16 protein-coding genes are annotated in these 22,125 nt (G+C 48.2%); 7 read left to right on the top strand and 9 right to left on the bottom strand.

The window, feature by feature from the left end; all coding sequences use genetic code 11:
- Positions 1-213: 213 nt before the first annotated feature.
- Positions 214-1,302 carry a glycine cleavage system aminomethyltransferase GcvT gene (gcvT, locus tag GF401_13250; protein ID MBD3346023.1) on the bottom strand — a complete coding sequence of 363 codons (1,089 nt, stop codon included), beginning with the start codon at positions 1,300-1,302 and terminating at the stop codon, positions 214-216.
- Between the two features lie 157 nt (positions 1,303-1,459).
- On the opposite strand from gcvT, the gene GF401_13245 reads away from it, so the two are divergent.
- Entirely contained in the window at positions 1,460-1,759 is a 300-nt protein-coding gene (locus GF401_13245; GenBank protein MBD3346022.1) for a hypothetical protein, read from the top strand.
- 87 nt (positions 1,760-1,846) lie between these two features.
- Here the strand turns inward: GF401_13245 and GF401_13240 are convergent, their stop codons facing one another.
- On the bottom strand, positions 1,847-3,154 hold the full coding sequence (locus GF401_13240; protein MBD3346021.1) for an MFS transporter: 1,308 nt from the start codon (positions 3,152-3,154) through the stop codon (positions 1,847-1,849).
- Positions 3,155-3,247: 93 nt separating this feature from the next.
- Positions 3,248-5,197 (bottom strand): acetate--CoA ligase, encoded by a 1,950-nt coding sequence (acs, locus tag GF401_13235; GenBank protein MBD3346020.1) that lies wholly within the window; start codon positions 5,195-5,197, stop codon positions 3,248-3,250.
- 603 nt (positions 5,198-5,800) lie between these two features.
- Between acs and GF401_13230 the strand changes: the two genes are divergently transcribed.
- From GF401_13230 to GF401_13215, 4 genes are all read left to right on the top strand, one after another.
- Positions 5,801-8,152 (top strand): DEAD/DEAH box helicase, encoded by a 2,352-nt coding sequence (locus GF401_13230; protein MBD3346019.1) that lies wholly within the window; start codon positions 5,801-5,803, stop codon positions 8,150-8,152.
- A complete protein-coding gene (polA, locus tag GF401_13225; GenBank protein ID MBD3346018.1) occupies positions 8,153-10,834 on the top strand; it encodes a DNA polymerase I in 2,682 nt (893 codons plus the stop codon). It abuts the gene before it with no gap.
- Positions 10,835-10,995: 161 nt separating this feature from the next.
- Positions 10,996-11,787, top strand: a complete 792-nt coding sequence (locus GF401_13220; GenBank protein ID MBD3346017.1) for a TIGR00266 family protein — start codon at positions 10,996-10,998, stop codon at positions 11,785-11,787.
- 74 nt (positions 11,788-11,861) lie between these two features.
- On the top strand, positions 11,862-12,914 hold the full coding sequence (locus GF401_13215) for a hypothetical protein (GenBank protein ID MBD3346016.1): 1,053 nt from the start codon (positions 11,862-11,864) through the stop codon (positions 12,912-12,914).
- A 115-nt stretch (positions 12,915-13,029) separates the two neighbouring features.
- Here GF401_13215 and GF401_13210 read toward each other — a convergent pair whose 3' ends face one another.
- From GF401_13210 to GF401_13190, 5 genes are all read right to left on the bottom strand, one after another.
- Positions 13,030-15,114 carry a fibro-slime domain-containing protein gene (locus GF401_13210; protein ID MBD3346015.1) on the bottom strand — a complete coding sequence of 695 codons (2,085 nt, stop codon included), beginning with the start codon at positions 15,112-15,114 and terminating at the stop codon, positions 13,030-13,032.
- Between the two features lie 100 nt (positions 15,115-15,214).
- Positions 15,215-16,024: a hypothetical protein gene (locus GF401_13205; protein ID MBD3346014.1), complete on the bottom strand. Its 810-nt coding sequence runs from the start codon at positions 16,022-16,024 to the stop codon at positions 15,215-15,217.
- Between the two features lie 2 nt (positions 16,025-16,026).
- Positions 16,027-16,464 (bottom strand): prepilin-type N-terminal cleavage/methylation domain-containing protein, encoded by a 438-nt coding sequence (locus GF401_13200; GenBank protein MBD3346013.1) that lies wholly within the window; start codon positions 16,462-16,464, stop codon positions 16,027-16,029.
- A gap of 295 nt (positions 16,465-16,759) precedes the next feature.
- A complete protein-coding gene (locus GF401_13195) occupies positions 16,760-17,293 on the bottom strand; it encodes a hypothetical protein (protein ID MBD3346012.1) in 534 nt (177 codons plus the stop codon).
- 88 nt (positions 17,294-17,381) lie between these two features.
- A complete protein-coding gene (locus GF401_13190) occupies positions 17,382-20,303 on the bottom strand; it encodes a tetratricopeptide repeat protein (protein MBD3346011.1) in 2,922 nt (973 codons plus the stop codon).
- A 321-nt stretch (positions 20,304-20,624) separates the two neighbouring features.
- Between GF401_13190 and GF401_13185 the strand changes: the two genes are divergently transcribed.
- The gene (locus GF401_13185; GenBank protein MBD3346010.1) at positions 20,625-21,020 is read left to right on the top strand and encodes a PIN domain-containing protein; all 396 of its coding nucleotides are present in this window, start codon (positions 20,625-20,627) and stop codon (positions 21,018-21,020) included.
- A gap of 1 nt (position 21,021) precedes the next feature.
- Positions 21,022-21,243, top strand: a complete 222-nt coding sequence (locus tag GF401_13180; GenBank protein MBD3346009.1) for a type II toxin-antitoxin system prevent-host-death family antitoxin — start codon at positions 21,022-21,024, stop codon at positions 21,241-21,243.
- A gap of 81 nt (positions 21,244-21,324) precedes the next feature.
- Here GF401_13180 and GF401_13175 read toward each other — a convergent pair.
- On the bottom strand, positions 21,325-22,125 hold an 801-nt coding region (locus GF401_13175; GenBank protein MBD3346008.1), incomplete at its 5' end, for a hypothetical protein.

The raw sequence follows: 22,125 nt of genomic DNA, 5'->3' as shown, positions 1-22,125 counted from the left end.
GAATAGAACGCCGATTTTGCTGATTTTCGCCGATCTGAGATCAGGAGAAATGAAGATATTGAATAATGAATAAGGAGTTTTAAATGTCGAAGAAAAGGGAAAAAAGATCGGATTAAATTCTTTACTTCATTATTCCTTGTTCAGTATTCGATATTGCACGCTCTCATCATCAGCGAAGATCCGCGCAATCTGCGTTATCAGCGTTCTATCCTCTTAAAAAAAATCGATAATTTTTTTCCAGCGGGTAGCCCTTTTGTAAAAGGGCTTTTCGACAATTGAGCCTGCTAACTCATTGCGTTCACCCCGGGCGATTATTTTGGTGCCGGGCGAAGCCTGCTCCGGGGATACATAACCCAGGGCTATGGCTTTTTGTAATGAAGGCGAATAAGAGCCACTGGTTATTATTCCTGTTTCTTTTCCGGAGGGGTCGATTATTTTGTCGCCATGACGAGCCGCCCGCCGGCCATCGAATTCGATTGCAACAAGGCTCTGCTTATGTCTGCTTTTATCGCAAACGACTGAGCTGCCGACAAACTCTTTGGAGCAGTCGATCAACTTACCGAATCCCATCTCTCCGGGATTGCGATGTTCATCCATTTCGTGACCAAAGAGAGGAAAACACATCTCGAGCCGGAGTGTATCCCGGGCACCGAGACCTGCTGGTTCTGCCCCCAATTTTATGAGCATATTCCAGATGCCCGGAGCAGCATCCTGCTCGCAATAAAGCTCAAAGCCGATTTCTCCGGTATAGCCGGTCCGGCTGATAAGAACTGTGTGGCTATTGATTTTGCACGTTCGGTGTGTATACGATTTCATATCCGACAAATCGCAGTCTACCACTTTCTGCATGATCGGAGGAGATTTCGGGCCCTGAAGATCGAGTTTGGCATAAGGGATCTTTTCAACCTTCGTATCCGCCGATACCCGCGATTGAATCCATTTCAGGTCGGAATCCTGTGTTCCTGCATTGACCACCATCATAAAATCATTCTCGTCGAAGCGATAGATGATGAGATCGTCGATAACCCCGCCACGTTCATTACACATAAATCCATTGCGGCATCGGCCTACAGCACAACCGGGAACATCGCAGGTCGTGATCCGATTCAGGTCGGAACAGGCCGCGGGGCCCGAAATTTGTATTTCTCCCATATGGCAGGTATCGAACAGGGCGGCAGCATCGCGGGCCGCTTCATGCTCTTTAATAATGCCTTTGTACTGTATCGGCATTTCAAATCCTCCAAAGGGGGCCATTTTAGCGCCGAGATCGACATGTTTTTCATATAATGCTGTTTTTTTCATAAGACACTTAACATGTGGTAAGTCGTTTCAAAGAAAAGGAGTGTTTCAAAATATATAAAACAAAGCTGGAATTCAAATGGAAGAGGCGAGAAGCTAAAGGGCGAAATATTATTTTATTATCCTGAAGATATTACTGCCTTGTTCAAGGAGACATGCCATGGATGATCCCTGGGAAATTATCCGCAAGGAAAAAGGAATCCCTCATAAAGGTGAGTATGTCCGGAGTAAAAAATTCGGCACGCTCTGGAAAGTCATTATCGAAAAAGAGGGGTATGTCAATGTTGAAGACCATCCTGTAACACAAGACCCCCGAATGGTCCCCGCCATAACGCTTACCTACTGGAAAGAAGAGGAAGGGTTATCCGAGGGTGAGGGCAAGACGATGACCTTTGACTACACCCGGTTCGATACGACTTTTGAGCTTCATTGGGAACGTGTAGAGGAGGATAAAGGGTAAAGATTACGGGTTAAGATTGAATATGAGAAATACTGATTTTTCTTATATCGTAATCTTTCCCCGTAATCTTACACCGCTATCATTATCTTATGCTTTTTTCGGCGGTTTCAGCGCAAGTGCAATTCCTGCAGCGATAAGGCAGGCAACTGATGCGATGATAAAAGGTTGTCGCCAAGCCTCAACTCCCGCGCCCGATTTGGCGGCGGCATCTTTGAAAAAACCGGCAACCTGCGGACCGGCAATACCGGCAATAGCGTATGCCAGAAATACCCATCCGTAGTTGGGACCGAGGTTTTTCGTTCCGAAGAAATCTGAGGTTGCCGTTGGAAAGAGTGAGAAATTACCACCAAAATTAAATCCGATGACGCTTGCTCCCACTATCAAGCCGATAACCGTTCCGCCCATTTTCAGAAAAAGGAGCATGATTATCCCCTGAAGCAGACACATGGCGAAAAGGGCCATCTTACGGCCGATTTTATCGGAGACAGTTCCCCAGACGATTCTTCCCAGGCCGTTGAATATGGCATACCAGGCCATTGCGGTTCCAGCGATCGTTGCAGCACTTTGAGCTGTTGCAACACCGCTTGCCTGAAGAGCATCGATACCAAAGAGACGGATACAGTAGATGACCATCAGACCGGCAAGGCCGGATCCGGTGAACATGAGAAGAAGCATATAATACTGCGGGGTACCGAGCATCTCTTTACTGGTCATGTCGACTGTCCCAGGTTTGCCTGAAGCTGCAGAAGGCGGTTCCCATCCCGTCGGCAAATATCCCTCCGGCGGATCAATCATCACCAGACTCCCAATTAAAACGACCAAGGCAAAGATAATCCCATAGATCAGGAAAACGCTCTGAACACCGGGAAGACCAAAAAAACTGGTTGTATTTAAAAGGCCACCGAACCAGGAACCGGCGAGTTTAACCCAGATCGTTGCACCGAAACCGAATCCGGCGACACCAAGGCCCGCGATCATCCCTTTTTTGTCGGGGAACCATTTGAGTCCGACTGCAATGGGCACAACATAGGCTATACCGATACCCGCACCGCCGATAACTCCGATGCAGATAAACTGGGCAGCAAAACTGCTTCCAAAAAATCCTCCAAGTATGTAACCCAAACCCAAAACAAATCCCCCGAGCATCGTTGCTTTCCGGGGTTCTTTTTTTGCCCATGGTCCTACAAGAACCATAACAATAGCAAAAGTTGCCAGTCCTGCAGAAAAAATCCAGGCAGCCTGCGTTGCAGAGAATCCATATTCTCCGCCTTCCGCAAGTGGAACCGTAATCTTTTTAGTAAATACACTCCATGCATAGATAGCTCCGAGGCACAGTTGGACAAGTACTGCGCCCACTACGACAAGCCACCGGTTTTGTACCTTTTGATCAGCCATAATACGGCAGTCCTTTCAGCAGATAAAACGTGAAAAACGCCGGGCGCGTTTCATTAAAAAAACGCCCGGCGCCGTAATGTACCAGATTAATTACTACTGACGACCTTCGATAAGAGAATCGACTACCGAAGGATCTGCAAGTGTAGATGTGTCGCCCAGAGTTCCTCTGTCGCTCACACCTTCGGCTATTTTGCGGAGAATACGACGCATGATCTTACCGGAACGTGTCTTGGGCAGTGATGGTGCAAACTGAATTTTATCAGGAGCTGCAATCGGACCAATCTCCTTACGGACATGTTTGACAAGCTCTTTTTTCAGTTCTTCGCTTTCGGTGACACCGTCAACAAGAGTTACGTAGGCATAGAGTCCCTGTCCCTTAATCTCGTGGGGCATGGGAGCAACAGCAGCTTCAGATACTTTGCTGTGGCTGACAAGCGCACTTTCAACTTCAGCAGTACCGATACGATGACCCGATACGTTTACAACGTCATCAATACGGCCCATCAACCAGTAATCACCCTCTTCATCAACACGGCAGCCGTCACCGGTGAAATAGAGATTCTCATACATGCTGAAATAAACATCCATAAACCGATCATGATCACCCCAGGTGGTACGCATCATCGAAGGCCATGGCTTCTTGATACAGAGCTTGCCGCCTTCATTTTTTTCGGCTTCACTGCTGTCATCACGAAGGATCACCGGTTCAACACCGAAGAACGGACGGTTGGCGCTACCGGGTTTGAGCGGCGTCGCTCCGGGAAGCGGCGAAATGAGGATACCACCGGTTTCGGTCTGCCACCAGGTGTCCACAATCGGACAGCGGCCTTTACCGACCTTTTCATAGTACCACATCCATGCCTCAGGATTGATCGGCTCACCAACTGAACCGAGCACTTTCAGGCTGCTCATGTCATATTTTGCCGGCCACTGGTCGCCCTGACGAATCAGTGCACGAATAGCGGTAGGCGCAGTGTAGAATTGAGTAATCTTGAATTTGTCGATCATCTGCCAGTACCGTCCTGCATCAGGATACATCGGTGTGCTCTCGAACATTACCGAGGTCGTACCGTTGCAGAGCGGACCATAGACAATGTAGCTGTGACCGGTTATCCAACCGATATCGGCGGCACAGCAGTAAATGTCATCTTCGTGAATATCGAAGATATATTTATGGGTCAGGCTTGTGTAGAGAAGGTAGCCTGCGGTTGTGTGGACAACACCCTTGGGCTTGCCGGTTGAACCTGAAGTATAGAGAATAAAGAGAGTATCTTCTGCATTGATGTGTTCGGCTTCACACTCGGCCGATGCATCTTTCATAACATCGCCGTAGAAAACGTCACGACCTTCGGTCATGGCACATTCGGAATCGGTTCTCTGAATAACGATCACTTTTTCGATGCTCGGCGTATCTTTAACAGCTTCATCAGCAATCTGCTTCAGAAGAACATCCTTACCCGCACGTTTCGAAACATTGGCGGTGATAAGAATTTTACACTGGGAATCGTTGATCCGGTCACGAAGCGAATCAGCACTGAATCCACCAAAAACGATCGAATGGATTGCACCGATACGGGTACAGGCGAGCATCGCTACAGGAAGCTCGGTTACCATGCCAAGATAGATACAAACACGATCGCCTTTTTTCACGCCGAGACCTTTGAGTACGTTGGCGAATTTGCAGACATCTTCATGAAGCTGCTTGAAGGTGATAGTTTTCTCTTCATCGGGTTCATCGCCCTGCCATATAAGCGCAGCTTTGTCACCACGATCTTTTAGATGACGGTCGAGGCAGTTGTAAGATACATTCAAATCACCATCTGCAAACCAGGTGTGATTTACATTTCGTCCTTTGGTATCCCAATTGTACTCGCGTACTTTCGTTGGCTTTTTAAACCAGTCCAGTGTCTCTGCCTGTTCCATCCAGAATCCATCAGGATCGTTGATCGAACGATCATACATTTCCTGATACTGTTCCAAATTCGAAATGTGTGCAATCTTCTTGAGTTCTTCCGGCGGCGGAAATTTGCGTTTTTCACTCATCAGAGATGTCATTGATCCTTGTTTCGGTTGGTCCGACATAACTGGAGCTCCTTTCAGTTGTTGGTGAATGATGAAAAAAGATGAAATCAATATTTTAAAAGTTGCTGGACTGAAACATCTCAATATACTAGCTGTACGATATCCTATCCAAGGGGTAATTGTGGATATTTAAATTAATAATAAATCTTAAATAAACAGCTGTGGCAGTAAAGGTTAGGGTGGCCGATTCTGCGTCGTAAAAAGAGTAAGGGAGAGGCAACGTTTCGGGAGAGGGGTGAGGTGAAAAGGAAGAATGGATACAGGCTCCGGGATATCCCACAGGGCAGGACTTCTGCATCAGATTGTCTTTAGTCAAAGAAACTGTAGCGTTGGTAGGGCCTGGGCGGCCCTAGAACCCAGCTTGGAAAATGCTCCTCCTGAGAGCCCAACCCCCGGGCTCCGCCCACCCCCATACTTGGGGACAAAGCCGGAGTACAGACCCCAAGCATTTTTCTCTCAAATTCTCGTTTATAGTCCTCAACCTCAATTTTCACGTTCCTCTTGCTCCTGCCTGAAGAATAATACATATTAAAGCACAAACTACTTCAGTGATCGTATTTATATATGCTTAATACCGCAGAATTTCTCGAGCGCCTGAAGCGCCTTCCGTTTTTTGAAAATCAGATCGTGCATGTTAACACCATTCCTGAGAGGGAACCGGTATATGGGGATCTTGACGGAGGAATGGATTCTGCTGTTTTTGCAGCATTGCAGAAACGGGGGGTAATCCGGCTCTATTCTCATCAGGCCGAAGCTGTCGGTCAGGTTCGCAAGGGGAATAATGTCGTTGTCGTTACGGCAACGGCATCGGGTAAAACCTTATGCTACACAATACCAGTGGTCGAATCGATCCGTTCGGACAGCAGTGCGACCATGCTTTTTTTGTATCCAACCAAGGCATTAGCCCAGGATCAGCTTCGGGGATTGAGTTCACTGCAGGAAAGCGAGTCTGATATTTCTTTTATTGCCGGTACCTACGATGGCGATACTCCAGCGAATCTCCGCCGTAAACTCCGGGACAGTGCTCATATTATTCTTTCCAATCCCGACATGCTTCACCAGGGTATTTTGCCCCAGCATGCACGATGGAACCGGTTTTTCACCCATCTCAGGTACATTGTCATTGATGAAATACATGCCTATCGAGGAATTTTCGGTTCTCACCTTTCCAATGTGATGCGCCGGTTGCGGCGAATTTGTGCACATTATGGGTCATCACCCCAGTTCATATGCTCTTCAGCGACAATCGCTAATCCTGGAGAGCATGCAGAAAGAATCTGTGGCGTTCCCATGAAGCTCGTTGATAACGACGGTTCTCCGCGAGGCTCAAAACAATTCGTGCTGTGGAATCCTCCTCCATTGAAAACCGCAGCTACCGGTGACAACACCAACTGGCGGGCAGGAGGGGATCGGCGAAGTCCGGTCGGTGATGCGGTTTCGTTGATAACTACCCTTGTTAAGGAAAGGGTACAGACCATTGCCTTTGTACGGACCAGACTTGCCGCCGAACTCATTTATAAAAGCTGTCGTGACCGCCTGATGCCGGTTTCGAGAAAGCTTGCCGAATCGGTTCATGCATACCGGGGAGGATATCTTCCCAAGGAACGGCGCGAAATCGAACGGAAACTTGCTGCAAAGAAGATCATGGCGGTGGCAAGTACCAGCGCGCTGGAATTGGGCATCGATATCGGCAGCCTGGATGTCTGTATTCTGGTGGGATATCCCGGTACGATTGCGAGTTTGTGGCAGCGCTCCGGACGGGCCGGGCGGGGAAGAGGGGAGTCGATGGTTTTCCTGATGGGACAGAATGCTCCCATGGACCAGTATCTCATGACCTATTCCGATTACCTGTTCAAACAAAATCCCGAGCATGCGGTTGTTGACGCCGATAATCCCCATATCGTGGTGGGTCATCTGAAATGCGCCGCTAATGAACTCCCCCTCAGTGATGAAAATACCGAGGTGTTTGGTCCGTATGCCCAGCCGGTACTCGAGCTTCTGGAAGAAGATAATGAAGTCTCTCATATCGATAAGAACTGGTACTGGTCCACCTCGGAGTACCCTGCTGCATCGGTAAACCTGCGCAATATCGCCGGGCCCGTATATACGATTCAGGAACAGGCGGAAAATGAGCGGATTATTGGAACACTCGATGAGATCAGTGCACTCTCCCAGCTTCACGATCATGCGGTCTATCTTCACGGCGCCGACACCTATTTTGTTAACAAACTGGATATCCATCGGAAAATCGCGTTCGTGGAACGCAAAGATCTCGATTATTATACACAGGCGGTCACTGTCTCACAGATACAACTCGACAGTAAAGAGATAGAAGAGCCGTGGCATGACGGCGTATTGGGATTTGGTGAAGTGACGGTTACCACTACCACTCCCATGTTCAAGAAAATCAAATTTCACTCCCGAGACAGTCTGGGATTCGAAAAACTGGAGCTTCCCCCGCAATCGCTGGAGACCGTGGCGTTCTGGTTTGCCCCGCCACAGCGGGTCGTTGATCTTATGCTCAAAAAACGCCTGCTGGTTGGTGAGGCCCTTATCGGGATTGCCAATGTACTGGTTGAAGTCGCTCCCTTCTTTGTCATGTGCGATCAGCAGGATATCGGGACTGTCGTGGATGCCCGCAATCTCAACCGTGACGCGCTCTTTTTTCATGATAAGTATCCCGGCGGTATGGGATACGCCCGGCGATGTCTGGAGCAGTTCGACGATATTATTACAACTATTAGGGATGTAATTGCGAATTGCGCATGTGATGACGGTTGCCCGTCGTGCGTCGGTTCGGCGGTTCCGCAAACTGCCATGACCGATATGGACAATGCGGTACGGGGGAGAATTCCCAACAAAGGAGCGGCGGGGTTTATGCTCGACTTCATTTTAAAAAAAGGAAAATTCAGGTAAATGAACAAAAAACAGCTCTATCTTATCGACGGGCACGCGCTGGCATACCGTTCCTATTTTGCAATGCTGCGTACCCCCTTGTCAAACTCAAAAGGCCGGCCCACCGGCGCAGTCTACGGCACGGCAATTTCCATGCTCAAACTTCTGCAGGATTTCAAATGCCCGTATATCGCTGTCGTGTTCGATTCGGCCAAACCGACATTCCGTCATGAAATGTATGCCGAGTACAAGGCGAATCGTGAGGCAATGCCCGATGACATGTCAATGCAGATGCCGCTGATCGACAAGCTGATCGAACTTCTGAATATACCGACCGTGGCGCAGGATGGCCTCGAAGCCGATGACCTTATCGCCTATATGACAAAAAAAGCGGTGAAAGACGGGTTCGAAGTCTTCCTGGTGACAAAAGATAAGGATCTCATGCAGCTCGTGAATGATCATGTCACCATGCTCGCGCCTGAAAGCGGCGGGAAACTGAGTGTTTATCATTCGGCCGAAGTCACCGAAAAGATGGGCGTGGAGCCGGAAAAAATCCGCGATTTTCTGGCACTCACCGGGGATACGTCGGATAATGTCCCCGGCGTTCCCGGCGTCGGACCCAAAACCGCGGTGAAAATACTCGAACAGACCGGCGATATCGATTCGCTCCTGAAAGATCCGTCGAAATTGGACAATCCAAAGCTTGTTGCTAAAATCGAAGAACACCGGGAGAAAATCCTTCTCAGCAAAGAACTGGTCACACTCAAGGATGACCTCGATCTGGAGCTGTGTTGGGATTCCTTTATATCCCGGCCGGTTAAAAAAGAGGAGTGTGTCGAATTTTTCAAAGAGTTGGAATTCAAGTCGCTGCTCAACAATCCGCTCTTTGAAAATTCTTCCACCCTGGATTTCGTGCCGGTGGTGCCCCGTTCCCTCGAGGAAGTCGAATCATTCTGCAGAAAAATTGTCGAATGCGGTTTTGTGTCAATCGACACGGAAACAACGAGCACTGAACCCCGTGAAGCCGAGATCGTTGGAATCGCCCTGGCGATTGACACGAAAGAGGCGCTCTATGTCCCGGTCGGTCACGAGCACAGCACCAGGAATCTTCCGCGTGATAAGGTGCTTGCATTGTGTAGGGATATGATCGAGTCGCCTGCTGTAAATAAGGTCGGGCAGAACCTGAAATACGATTACCAGATTTTCAAAAATTACGGGATCACCATGGAGGGAATCGATTTCGATACCATGGTCGCCGCGTATGTCATCGATCCCGGCAAACGTCAGTACAATCTCGACATTTTGGCGCTCGATTATCTCAACATCAAAACAACATCGATTGAAACGTTGATCGGTAAAGGCGTCAAACAGATTTCGTTTGCCGCGGTTGCAGTCGATGATGCTGCAATGTATTCCGGTGAAGATGTTATAGTTCCGCTGCTTCTTCGGGAAAAATTCGAAAGACTGTTGAGAGAAAAAAATCTCGAAGAACTATATAAAAAGATCGAAATTCCCCTTGTTACCGTTCTTGCCGAAATGGAATGGCGGGGAATATTCGTTGACAGAAATCTGCTGCACGAGCTTTCCGGAGAATATCAGCTAAAACTTGAAGAAATATCGAAGGCTATTTATGCACTGGCCGATGAAAAATTCAACCTTAATTCACCGAAACAAATCAGCGAAATCTTTTTCAACAAGCTGGGCCTTCCAAAATCCAAGCGGACCAAAACAGGGTTGTCGACAAATGTCGATGCGCTTATGAAACTGGCGCCAAACTATCCTGTCGCTCAGTCGCTGCTCGAATACCGTGAAGTTCAGAAACTGCTGTCGACCTATATCGACGCCCTTCCGCAACAGGTCTCAAAGCGGACCGGACGGGTGCATTCATCCTTTAACCAGACGATTACCGCAACCGGACGTCTCTCCAGCACCAATCCCAACCTTCAGAATATCCCGGTGCGTACCGATGACGGCAAAAGAATTCGGGAAGCATTCATTGCCCCTGAAGGCTCGGTCATTGTCTCGGCAGATTATTCGCAAATCGAACTGAGAATACTGGCCCATGTCTCCAAAGACCCTTTGCTGATACAGGCATTTAAAGAGAATCAGGACATTCATACCCAAACCGCATCGGTGATGTATAATTGCGCTCTGGAGCTTGTCAGTCAGGAGATGCGCCGTAGTGCCAAGACCATCAATTTTGGTCTCATGTACGGCATGGGCCCGGCAAACCTCTCCCGTCAGCTCAACCTCTCTTTTAAAGAAGCGCGGGAGTTTATCGAAACCTATTTTGAACAGTTCCCGACAATCCGTTCCTATATGGATACAACAATCGAGAATACCCGCAGAGACGGGTACACCGAGACGCTTTCAGGACGGCGGCGGTATTTACCTGATATCAATGCGAAGAACAGGCAGGTCCGTGAAGCTTCCGAGCGCACAGCGATCAATACGCCGATTCAGGGAACCGCTGCGGATATCATTAAAATTGCCATGATTGGTATCCACCGGGAAATCGATGAGCTGTTTCCCTCAGCAGCAATGCTTCTTCAGGTACACGATGAACTCGTGTTTGAATTGCCCGAAAAGGATGCCGATACGTTTGTGACCTGGGTTGTTGATAAAATGAGCAGTGCCTATGAGTTGTCGGTGCCCTTGAAAGTTGATGCCGGGATCGGAGTGAACTGGAGTGTGGCGCACTAGGGAGAACGAGCGCACGAGCACACGAGCACACGAGCACACGAGCACACGAGCACACGAATGGGTGCTGGTCGCTGGATGACCCGATTCGAGAAAGAGTAAATAAACAGAGCCCCGATCGTAAGGGAGGGGAGTCGGATTATAACAAAAAGGAGTACTCCACTATGCAATGCCATGAAGTTGATTTTGAGATTTTCGGTGATGACATGCAGGTTGTTGAAGTAGAACTGGATCCGCAGGAGACCGTTATTGCCGAAGCCGGCGCCATGAATTGGATGGAGGATGGCATCGGTTTTGAGGCGAATATGGGCGACGGCTCAAAGGCTGACAGCGGATTTCTGGGAAAGCTTCTGGATGTCGGCAAACGGGCATTTACCGGCGAATCGCTTTTTATGACCCATTTCACCAACAACCGCCCGGGCAAAAAGCGGGTGGCCTTCGGCGCACCCTATCCCGGTAAAATAATTCCCGTTAATATGGCCGAGGTTGGGGGAGAGCTTCTGTGCCAGAAAGATGCCTTTCTGTGCGCTGCACTGGGTACCCAGGTCTCGATCGCCTTCACCAAACGGTTCGGCACCGGCTTTTTTGGTGGTGAAGGATTTATTCTTCAGCGGTTGCGCGGGGATGGCATGGTGTTTATTCATGCCGGAGGTACTATTGTGAAAAAAGAACTCAACGGTGAAACGATCAATGTCGATACCGGCTGTATTGTTTCCTTTACCCAAGGTATCGATTATGACATCCAGATGGTCTCCGGGCTTAAATCCATGTTTTTTGGTGGTGAAGGACTCTTTTTAGCAACACTCAGAGGAACCGGGACAGTGTACCTTCAAAGCCTTCCATTCTCACGCCTTGCCGACAGAATAATCCAGCACGCGCCACGGGCAGGAGGGGCACGAAAAGGGGAAGGGTCGATCCTTGGTGGATTAGGGGATTTATTGAATGGGGATCGATGATGGATTATAAAAATTTATTTATATTACTTTAACGAACCGATGGGCAGCATTTCCAGCAAATAGGGGAGAGGGGTATGAAATTTCCTGGACAGGGCAGTTCCATGAAAAACGCCGGTATTGTTCTTTTGTACATGGTAATTACTCATGGGGTATTTGGCGGAACTGCTGTTAACCGGTCTTATTCAAGTTCGATTCTTTTAAGAGATATTTCCTATACCGTAATTCTTCCGGATGATTATGAGCAGCAGGTTGAATCCGGGAAACAGTATCCGGTAGTGTATCTTCTTCACTGCGCAACCTGTTCCAAAGATGACTGGACCAATGGAGCGGAGGTCCAGAATTATATCGACAGTGCGGAATTCATTGCCGTTGCTCCCGATGACGGTTCCGGCCGGGATTCCTGGTGGCTGGACAGCCCGATCAATGACAACTGGAATTATTCCACCTGGCTGGCCGAAGAATTCAAACCGCTTATCGACAGTCTGTATGCGACTGGTTCTTCACGGGAATTAAATGGCCTGTGTGGGCATAGTATGGGCGGATTCGGTGCACTCCATAACTTGATCAGGCATCCCGACATTTTCAGCGTTGCATTCAGTATCAAAGGATGCGTCGATATCATGCCCTATAACGGCAAATATTTTCTGAATACTGTTTTGGGGGACCAGAGTACCAACGATAATGAGTGGAAAGCCGTAACCCCGGTCGATAATATCTGCGCACTCAAAAACCGGAATGTGCATATCGGTTTTTACAGCGGACCAAACGATAAGTTTCATGAGGTCAACGCTGCGCTGCACGATACCCTCGAGGGATGCGATATCGAGCACCTTTATTATACCAACGGGGAAGATCATTATACCGTGCCGCCTTCGTCAATGGAAGACGTTATGATGTTTTTTGATTCGGTGTTTACAGTTTCATCATCGGTAAAAAATCCCGAAAAAAAAGAAAGGACTGGTTTGTTTTTGCCGCTTCAGGAAAAATACGGTGTTCCGGTGATTTATAATACCAGGGGACGGCGAATTAAAACTTCACAAATGTCTCATTGTGCATTTGGAAAGGGCATATATTTCATCAGCTCCGACAGTCATATCCCCAACAAAGCATATCTTCATATCGATTGAATGGAAATAACGGCAGGCACTCCCTGATTCTCAGGAGATCATGCCGTCGCGTCTCCGTGTCGCCGAGTCGTCGGGTCGTTTTCTCCCCGCTCCGCCGCGCACGCTCGTTTTATCGCTAATCAAGCATGCCGTACTCGCGTTTCCAGCGGCGTTTGGGGGTTCCGGTGGCTTTAAAGATGTCCATATTGGTAGTCATGGTGAGCGTTCCCTTGGGAGTATACCGTTCGGCCCAGAAGATATCGAGCGTATATTCGTTACCGGTTGTGATTCCCAGACTCCCTGCTTCTGTGTCGAGATCGACACTTGCCGAGTCATCCATATAGACGCCGCCCATGTCAATGACAAGCTGGTCGTTGATAAAGACAAAGTAGTCGTCTCCGCCGTGGAATTTGAGTACCTGCCCGGCTTCATAGGTGAATGTTGTATGGAGTTCCATGGTAAAAGAGTAGTTGTGGTCGATAGTCGGAGAATAGGCCCTGGAAGCATCCATGCACGGCCAGACAGGATGTGTCATTCCGCGTCGGGGACATCCGTGTTTATTCAAGCATAATTCATTACCCTTTGGTGTGGCACGCGCGGCGTCCGGCGGCTTGAAGCCTTTACCGTCAAGAGGATAGTACTGGGGTTCGAGAAATTCTCCCGGATGATGGGGATCGGGAAGAGGAGGGTTGCAGATGAAACTGTTGGGTGGAACAGGAGTTCCGTCCCATAACGTATCACCCTCCACACGATGGAACTCAAGGTCGACATACACAACAACATTGGCCATCATGTAGTCTTCGTCCCAGTTGATACCAACCCTGCCCCGTTCCGGTTCGGCCGGATCATAATAGTCGAGTTCATCGTTGGTACCGGCCTTATACCATCGCCACCCGGGGACTGGATCGTCTTTTCTGAATTCAACACCGAGGTCCCTGCCGCCGTTGCCACTGGGCCAGAACCAGTCGTTGAAAAAATCGCTGGTACGGGGACCGCTACCGTCAGCAAATCCGGCTTCGTTGGCGGGGCAATTGTCATCTCCAGGATCAGCTCCCCACTGAAGGCAGGTATCGTTGTATGGCTGGTTACAATTTGCAATGTCCGGGCAGAAATGTCGATCCCAACTAATACAGGGTACATCAGTGATACTGAGAGATTTCTGAGGTTTCCGGTGAGCGGTTAGGTTATCCTGAACAAAATGCATACTGCGGTGTTTCAGGAACCGTTTTGTTGCTTCGCAGTTCTGAAAATTAGGATTGGTTCCATTGCAGTGATAATCGTAAAAAATGGCTTCAAGTTGTACCACGTCCGCTGCCGCAGTTCCCTGGGCTGAAAAGAACTGTTTCAGGGGCGCCGAATAGATTTTATTACCATCGCCGTCGATCTTATAGGCGTCGGTGGTCAGATCGAATACCAGATTGCTTTCATCTTTGGGGACCATTTTGGCGTCAACGATAAAATCATCCACCTGCCAGGTCCCGGCGCCTTCACAGACATTTTCCTCCGGGCCGATTCCGGAAACAGTGTAATCGGACTTGTTCGAGATGATAATCTTGTCGATAACAAAGCCGTCCTCAGACATCCATACATTAACGACATGAGAGCTGGCGGAGGGAATGTCGATTTGAATTTGCTGTCCCTGTCCTTCGGTGGATTTCCAGGACCAGGATGTTGAAAAGTCTTCGATTGAATCGGCGCCAGCGACGGCTTCGTAGTTGAGTCCGATATGGCATGAATTGTCGCTTTCTGTTTCTCCCTTCCCACGTATCCAGACATAATGGGGCCCCGTTTCGGTGAAGCAGACATTGTAGTCGAGCCGAGGGCTGTTGCCGATATAATTGGTGGTAAAGGACCCACCGCTGTTGGGCAGAACCGCCATGGCGCCACTGCCGGAATGATCTGAAGAATAATCGTCTTCCCACCCACGGCCCCCGGCGGATTCCTTGTTCGCATAATTCTCGGCTTCGATAGTTATTGAGTCATCCGACCCGAGATACTCCTGTGCATTGCCGTTGATTATTTCCTGCACCAGAAAGGTCATGACGCCGTCGGAGGCATAGAACGCCTTGGTCTTGTTTTTCAGGGTCTGTGCTGCAACCGCGTTTTTCCCCGATGCTCTGACCATGAATATGGCCATGGCCGTCGATGCCACAACAACAACGGTTGATGCGATAAGAACATAACCCTTTCGGTTTCCGCATAATTTTTTCAGCTTTTTCATGATTCCTCCTCAAAGGAGTTCTGAAAATCAAATTTCCGGTTGTAGTATCGAATACGACCGGTCGTTTCTACAGGCTTGGCGATCCCCCGGCCGGTCTGCTCTATGACCCGCTTCCAACGGGTATTTTATTCCGCAGATAAAACATTTTCGTAAGCGCTGTTTCCTTGACTTCGCCCCGGCCCATACCAACGGGGGATGAGGTTTTGCCTACCACCCGGAGGCTGCACACCCGCATGTCGGCCCAGTCGGTTTTCTCCACCTTTGAATCTTTATGCGTGTCGTAAAATTTGATCATGAATTCTGAGATGTTGTCGGCAAGAATATCTTCGTAGCCGTCGACCGTCATATAAACTTTTGCGGAGGAGGGGTCATGTTTGAATGAGTATGTTTTGTAAGCATAAAGCTCATCATCGGGGGCAAAGGAGACACTTTGGGCTAAATAGACGGCGTCATTAGTTGTGTCGACGCCCTTTTCCCAGGGCGGGGTGTTCTGAGAAATGTCGATAGAATACTGCTCCGGGGTCTGGCCGGGGGTCTTTTTCCAGACTGTCTGGTATCCGATAAATCCCCGCGCATCTTCGACCGGCGCCTGGTTGGTATCGAGAGCTGCATCGAAGGCATGATACGCCGCACTTCGGTTGACTTTGATTGTTACATAATCGCCGTTAAAGGTGATAACATCTTCATCCTCCGGCAAATCAACACCGGCTTCCATGAAAAACTCTTTGATTTTGTTCATCGTCATGTAAGATGTATGTTTCATGTCAATAAGTTTTTCTTCGGTCGAATAACTATTTACCGATGCTATAAAAACGCGCATGAGCCCCATGAGAACAAGACCCCCGATAACAACGGCGATAAGCAGTCCCAGAAGCGTTATTCCTTTATCTGATTTTATTATCTTTTTCATGATTAAAAATCTCTGGCAATATAGGTGCTGATACTCAAGGTGTCGGGAGTACCGATAAGTTTCCAACTGGCAGTAATCTCAACTTTTTGCAGGTTATCGGCAACAGTACCGTCATTTTTAAGAGCATCGTCAAAACACATCTCGAAATTGATTCCCGATTTGGTAAAACTGGAACAGCAGGGCGTGGAAGCGCAGGGTGGCCAATCGGCTGACGGGTCTTCGACAATGTCCATGCGGACCCTCTCGATTTCGTTCTCGATAATGTTAACCGCCTGGGTCGTCTTGTTTGCGCTTTTAAACGTTGCCCATTTATTTCTTTCACCGAGCATGATGATCATCACACTGATACCGATTATCGCAAGGGCTATCATAACTTCAATAAGCGATAAACCGCTCATATCCTTGTATAATGATTTTCTGTTTTCAGATTTTCTATGCATCTCTTCAACTTCTGCAATGGTGGTGAAAAAAGAAATCTCTCTATCGGAAAATAAAAATATTTATTGCTCAACAAGGACCTGAGGAGATCATCTTTCAGACAGACATGATAAAAACCGAAATGTTGAATGTCTGGTATGCGAGTGATGTGTGGGATAAGATTTCAGTCTTTATCTTTCTTGTTTCCCCTGTTTATAATTATATCTTAAAAAAGCCGATGCGTCAATAGTTATTTATATAATATAGATCTCATTAAACATATTTTTTTGAGCTCGATTTTCCCAAACCTGCTCGACATTACTGGATCTGAATTTTGCCGCTCTGTTTAACTACGGTTATGGTTTTTGTCTGATTGTATTTGGTGTCTTTTGCCTGGATGGTCGCCCCATTTTTCGCAGAGCCGTCCCCCCGGAATATTACAACGTCATTTGGAACTGACGTGAGTATGAATTTCGTTGATTTGTCCAGGGAGTAATTGTCTTTGTAGATACGGTCGGCGCCCGAATCGTAGTGATTATTTTCGTTGTCGTCAAAAAAAATCAGCATTTTCTGGTCGCTTGTGTTAAAATAGACGCCACAGTGCACCCGGGGATTTGCAATCGCCCGTGCCTGGGCAAGGGCAAGGGTGCTTTTGATTTCATTGACACTGTTACGAGTGTGAATACGGGACAGCATGCGGCCAAGATTGGGTACCGCCACAACGGCAAGAATGGCGGCAATGACAATGATAATCATCAATTCGGCGAGGGTAACCCCCGAAATTGAGCGTCGCTTATCCACTGCATTCCGGTAGAGGGCATTTATTTGCCTCATGCGAAAGAGATCGGCCATCGTACTTTATCCCCTTCCATTAAAAAGTATACAATAGTATGGCTCAGGTGGTCAATAAATAAATCGAGAAAACACAACCTTTTGTATATCACGTGCTCTTTCTTAACAATATCTTGGCGTCGTTCATGTATGGATTAATTGACAAAGCTTTACGGCAGCTTTGCCTGCACTCTTTCAGGCGGCTGGCGGCATAAAAAAGCCGGGCTTTATTGAAATGCGGTTGTGCATAGGTGGAGCACAATTGGATCGCACGGTTAAAATGTCGAAGCGCCTGCCTGAAACGACGCATTCTGTAGTAACACACGCCCAGGGAGTTATGGACCGTTGCCGAGGCCAGCTCAAGCGTTAAAGCCCTCTGGTATGATGCTTTTGCCCGATCGAATTCTCCCCGGGAAAGAAATTGTTTCGCCCCGCTTAAGGCTTCATAAAGGCGTGCTTCACGATACGAATACCGGACATGCACATTTTCCGGTTCTTCCCGGAGAATCTTTTCATACAGAGTTGCAGCATGACTATACTCCCCTTTGTAGTATTCACCTATAGCACGCATGGAAAATGACCGTCTCTTTAAATGTTCCTGCAAATATTTCCGAAAACCATAATCGGAAAATGTGCAGTAGGGTAACACAGAGGCTTCAATCGAGCGAAGATAATCAAGAGCTTTCACCGTGCTTTCGTTGCCGGTGGTTTGCTGCATGGGAATCAAACGGGGGAGAACCAGACGGTCGTCATCGTTTATTACCAGGCTGTCGTTTTCTCGTGCATAGACGGTCTCATCGGTGATGAAACAGCTGAGGATTGTGTGTATATTGTCAAGACCGATTTCATCGAGGCTCTCAGCGATTTCAGGTTGTTCCGTTTCCTGCGAAAGGATTTTACAATTAATTGAAAGTTTTTTGTTCATTCCCAGGATAAGGGCATGTTTATTGTTATACCGGGGGTAATACCAGATCATAACATGGGGAAAGACCGCGTGGAGGGTGGCGATCATGGTACGGATATGATTTTTGCTGAGATAATAAAGCGGTATCCATGAAGAAAAGATTCCTTCTTCGCTCAGACGGGACCTGCAGATTTCGAAATATTCTTTTGTATAGGTGGCAAGGTCGATATCGGGATGGACTGCATCGCTTTCGATTATGTCATAGGTTTTATCGGTCGAAAGGAGGAATGTACGCGCGTCTTCAGTATGGAGTGTCATTTTTTTGTTTGACAATATTGCATGGTTGACTTCTTTGAATTCTTTCAGCGCTCCGGTTTCGGCCGCGACTATTTCGCAGCAGTCGAGATTCTGTATGTCGTGAAGGGTTATACAGTGGGATGACTCTCCGGTGCCCAGGCCCAGAATAAAGGCCTGGTTTGCATTTCTTCCGGTTGAAGCTTTGAAGAGAAGTAAGGGGAGGTGTCCCTGAAGTTTCTGGGTGGTTCGGAGCGTGGGAGATGTCCCCGCAACATTCACGCCATTGACTTCGATAACTTTATACCGGTTGTTGTCCAGGGGATGGGGGGCGTACTGTCGAACGGTCACTGTTGCCGACGGCGCCTCTTTGTACCAGGTGATTGTGTCGCCCTTTGCGAGATTGCGATAAAAAGGGCTGGAGAGCCAGTACGGCCTGTTATTGGTGATGACAAAAAATAAGGCTACACAATATCCACCGGTCAAAATTATCTGAGGGACAAGTTTTTTATCGGCTGTTTTTTTGGTTTCGGAAAAAAAGAGCAACAAACCGGCGGTAAGGTTTATGAAAGAAATAATGGCCGTCGTTGACGTTGTACCGACAAGGGGAATGAATATAAACCCCGCGGCAATCGCTCCAAGTATTGCGCCGAGGGTGTTTATGGAATATACCAGGCCGGTCCGGTGTCCTGAGGTAGCATAGCCGGCGGCAACGATCCGGCAGAGCAGGGGGAATGTCATGCCCATCAGTATTGAAGGGATCAGCATTATGAATGCAGGCGCCGCAAAGGAGGTCACAAGCAGGGTTTTCCATGGCGATATTTCCTTGATGGTTATCCAAGCGACAAAGTCGCCGAGAAGCGGGTAAAGAAAAAGTCCAAAGAGAATAAAAATTGCGACTCCTGTCTGGATCAGTCCCGCAGAAAGTGATCGTTTTATTCTGGTGTCGATAAAAAGTGTGACGATGAGACTTCCAAGACCGGTGCCGGCAAGAAAAATTGCAAGCATGGCAGGGAAAGAGTAGAGCGAGGTCTGCATGAAATAGGCCAATGAACGGCTCCAGGCGACTTCACCCGCAAGGGCGCAAAATCCCGAAAGGCCGGCAACAAAAAGGGCGATTTTTCTTTGAAATTCTCCCGGAAGTTCGTATCGGGGGGCTTTCGGAGGGAGATGATCGGCCTTCTGGTGTTTTACCGATGGCAGAATGCCTGCGAGGTTCGCAGAAAGAACGGCACTACCGATAAGGCTGTTGAAACCGGCAGCGATCCAGGTAGCGTGAAGAGCACCGAATTCTGCAACCAGATAAAATCCCGCCAGAATAACGCCCGCAACCGCACCCAGTGTATTGGCGCCGTAGAGAATGCCGATATTTTTTCCGGACATGCCGCAGCATCGCGTGTAAAATTTGACTGCCGCCGGAAAGGTGCCGCCCATAAGCGCGGCAGGAATAACAAGGCCCGAAAAGCAGAGTGTAAATTTCAAGAAGATTACCGCAAAAGCGGAAAGCTCAAGGGTCCGGTCCAGGTAAATGTACAGATGTTTTATGGCTTCGAGAAGCGGCGGAAAGAGCAACGCCGAGGCGGCGATGCCGAATTCGAGCAGCGCATACAGCTTTTTGGGGGATTTCATTGTATCGGCAACCTTACCGAAGAAAAGACTCCCCAGGGAAAGGCCAGCCATAAAGGCGGCAAGGACTGTCGCGGTCGCAAAGGCGCTTTGACCGAAAATGAAATAGAGCATTCGCTGCCAGATAATCTCGTAGATCAGCGCGCACATGCCGGAGAGAAAAAAGAAGACCGGCAACACAATTCGGGGAGCGGAGATGGTTTTCATAGATGAATTTTAAGATATATTATGGATCGGTTTAAATGATGAAGGCTACAATAAAAGAGGGCAGAGCAGCGAAGTTTCAAATTGCGGATTGAGGATTCTAAAATGTTACAAATTTAAGTTCAAAGGTAATATCCCCAGAGAAAGCTATAATGTCTTTTGCATGATACTACGACGCCGGTTCAATAACTTCAGGTTCGATCCGAATACTCATCCTCAAAGTTGAGCGGTCCGCTAAAGTCTCATCATTCCGTAATTATTTGCAGTGTCCGTTGATATATTTTCTGTTGTACAATTGTACTTGATCTTTATGCGGGAGTATTTATGAATTATGTGGCTGTTGATACATCTTCAATAATAGCCGTTGTGCTTAACGAGCCTGAAAAATCAAAATTGATCGAAATAACGAGCGAAGCCGAACTTATCGCTCCACCTTCCGTACACTGGAAAATGGGTAATGCATTTTCTGCGATGTTCAAAAAGAAGCGACTTAAGCTGAGAGAAGCGATTGCTGCTATAAAGGAATATCGCAAAATACCGATTCAATTTGTGAATGTCGAACTTGAAAGCTCGATCAGGATGGCGGAAAAAGAAAATATATATGCCTACGATGCATATATCCTTGTCTGCGCAAAAAAATATAATGCTCCCTTGCTGTCACTTGATGAAGCTCAAAGAGTTAAGGCCGTAAAAAACGGAATAAAAGTTCTGGAGGTATAACATGACCGTATTTACGTATTCACAGGCGCGGCAACATTTTTCAGAAGTTTTGGACAGGGCAAAAAGAGAAGGTTCGGTACAGATCCGCCGGAAAGGCGGCCAGTTGTTTTCGATTGTTCCTGTTAAAAAGGCAAAATGTTCACCATTTGATATACGCGGGGTAAAAACAAAAGCAACAACGAGTGATATATTAGACGCAATCAGAGAATCGCGGAGTCGATAGTGAGATACGGGCGACCAGATTGCCGGTTCTTTGTTGTAATTTTTCAGAAAGAGAGGATGAGGACGAAGGCGAGAATGGCTCCTACAACCTTAGCTCTCCTGCAAGCTGCTCAAGCTGCACCTGCGTCACTTTATACTGAAACAGCGCACTCTCCAGTCGCACCCGGGACTGAGTGAGCGACAATTGGGCTTCACGGAGTTCGATATCGGAAATTGCTCCCATGCTGTACTGTTCTTTGCTGATTTCGAGGGATTGCGATGCCAGGGTGACGGCTTCCCGCTCGAACAGGGTCTGCTCATAGGCATTGTTCAGACGTTCCCATTGTTGATACACCAGGGCTTCGAGTTTTTTATGCTTCTGTTCGAAAGAGAGTTCCGCACTTTCCCGGTCGAGTGTGGCGTTTTGTGCGGTAGTAAGGGGCTTGAAACCGTTGAATATGGTCCAGCCGAGATTGAGGCCGATCTGGGAGCGCGACTGCTCGGTATCGCCGAAATATTGTGTATGCGAGCCGCCGGCCGAAAGGACCGGCCAGAATGCCGCTTTGGCGATGCCTTCCTGACTGACTGCGATACTGCGCCGTATATCAGCGATCGCAATTCCCGCGTTATGTTTCTTTGCCTGTTCAAACCACCAGCCGGGCTCGTGCTGCGGCTCGGTTACCAGTGTGTCGGGTACAATGGTAATGTCTTCAGCAGGGGAGCGTCCCAACGCAACGTTGAGCGTATGGACAGCACTGGTGACATCCAGCTTACGCGATGCTACCGATGATGAATCCGCGTTGACCAGTACTTGTTGACGAAGTACAAGTCGTTTTGTTGTGCCGCCGAATTCATATTTTGCTTTTGCTTTTTCCAGCAGGGTGCGTGACAGAGTAAGCTGTTC

This window comes from Chitinivibrionales bacterium (assembly GCA_014728215.1).
GTDB lineage: Bacteria > Fibrobacterota > Chitinivibrionia > Chitinivibrionales > WJKA01 > WJKA01.
Note: the sequence above shows the minus strand (reverse complement) of the source record. Positions and strands in the feature narration are given on the sequence as shown.

What these genes read in the sequence shown, in the direction of transcription:
- GF401_13195 (MBD3346012.1), bottom strand. Translation starts at nt 17,293, where the DNA reads ATGGCCGATCTCTTTCGCATGAGGCAAATAAATGCCCTCTACCGGAAT.
- GF401_13240 (MBD3346021.1), bottom strand. Translation starts at nt 3,154, where the DNA reads ATGGCTGATCAAAAGGTACAAAACCGGTGGCTTGTCGTAGTGGGCGCA.
- GF401_13210 (MBD3346015.1), bottom strand. Translation starts at nt 15,114, where the DNA reads ATGAAAAAGCTGAAAAAATTATGCGGAAACCGAAAGGGTTATGTTCTT.
- GF401_13230 (MBD3346019.1), top strand. Translation starts at nt 5,801, where the DNA reads ATGCTTAATACCGCAGAATTTCTCGAGCGCCTGAAGCGCCTTCCGTTT.
- GF401_13245 (MBD3346022.1), top strand. Translation starts at nt 1,460, where the DNA reads ATGGATGATCCCTGGGAAATTATCCGCAAGGAAAAAGGAATCCCTCAT.
- gcvT (MBD3346023.1), bottom strand. Translation starts at nt 1,302, where the DNA reads ATGAAAAAAACAGCATTATATGAAAAACATGTCGATCTCGGCGCTAAA.
- GF401_13205 (MBD3346014.1), bottom strand. Translation starts at nt 16,024, where the DNA reads ATGAAAAAGATAATAAAATCAGATAAAGGAATAACGCTTCTGGGACTG.
- GF401_13215 (MBD3346016.1), top strand. Translation starts at nt 11,862, where the DNA reads ATGAAATTTCCTGGACAGGGCAGTTCCATGAAAAACGCCGGTATTGTT.
- GF401_13200 (MBD3346013.1), bottom strand. Translation starts at nt 16,464, where the DNA reads ATGCATAGAAAATCTGAAAACAGAAAATCATTATACAAGGATATGAGC.
- GF401_13190 (MBD3346011.1), bottom strand. Translation starts at nt 20,303, where the DNA reads ATGAAAACCATCTCCGCTCCCCGAATTGTGTTGCCGGTCTTCTTTTTT.
- acs (MBD3346020.1), bottom strand. Translation starts at nt 5,197, where the DNA reads ATGAGTGAAAAACGCAAATTTCCGCCGCCGGAAGAACTCAAGAAGATT.
- GF401_13180 (MBD3346009.1), top strand. Translation starts at nt 21,022, where the DNA reads ATGACCGTATTTACGTATTCACAGGCGCGGCAACATTTTTCAGAAGTT.
- GF401_13185 (MBD3346010.1), top strand. Translation starts at nt 20,625, where the DNA reads ATGAATTATGTGGCTGTTGATACATCTTCAATAATAGCCGTTGTGCTT.
- GF401_13220 (MBD3346017.1), top strand. Translation starts at nt 10,996, where the DNA reads ATGCAATGCCATGAAGTTGATTTTGAGATTTTCGGTGATGACATGCAG.
- polA (MBD3346018.1), top strand. Translation starts at nt 8,153, where the DNA reads ATGAACAAAAAACAGCTCTATCTTATCGACGGGCACGCGCTGGCATAC.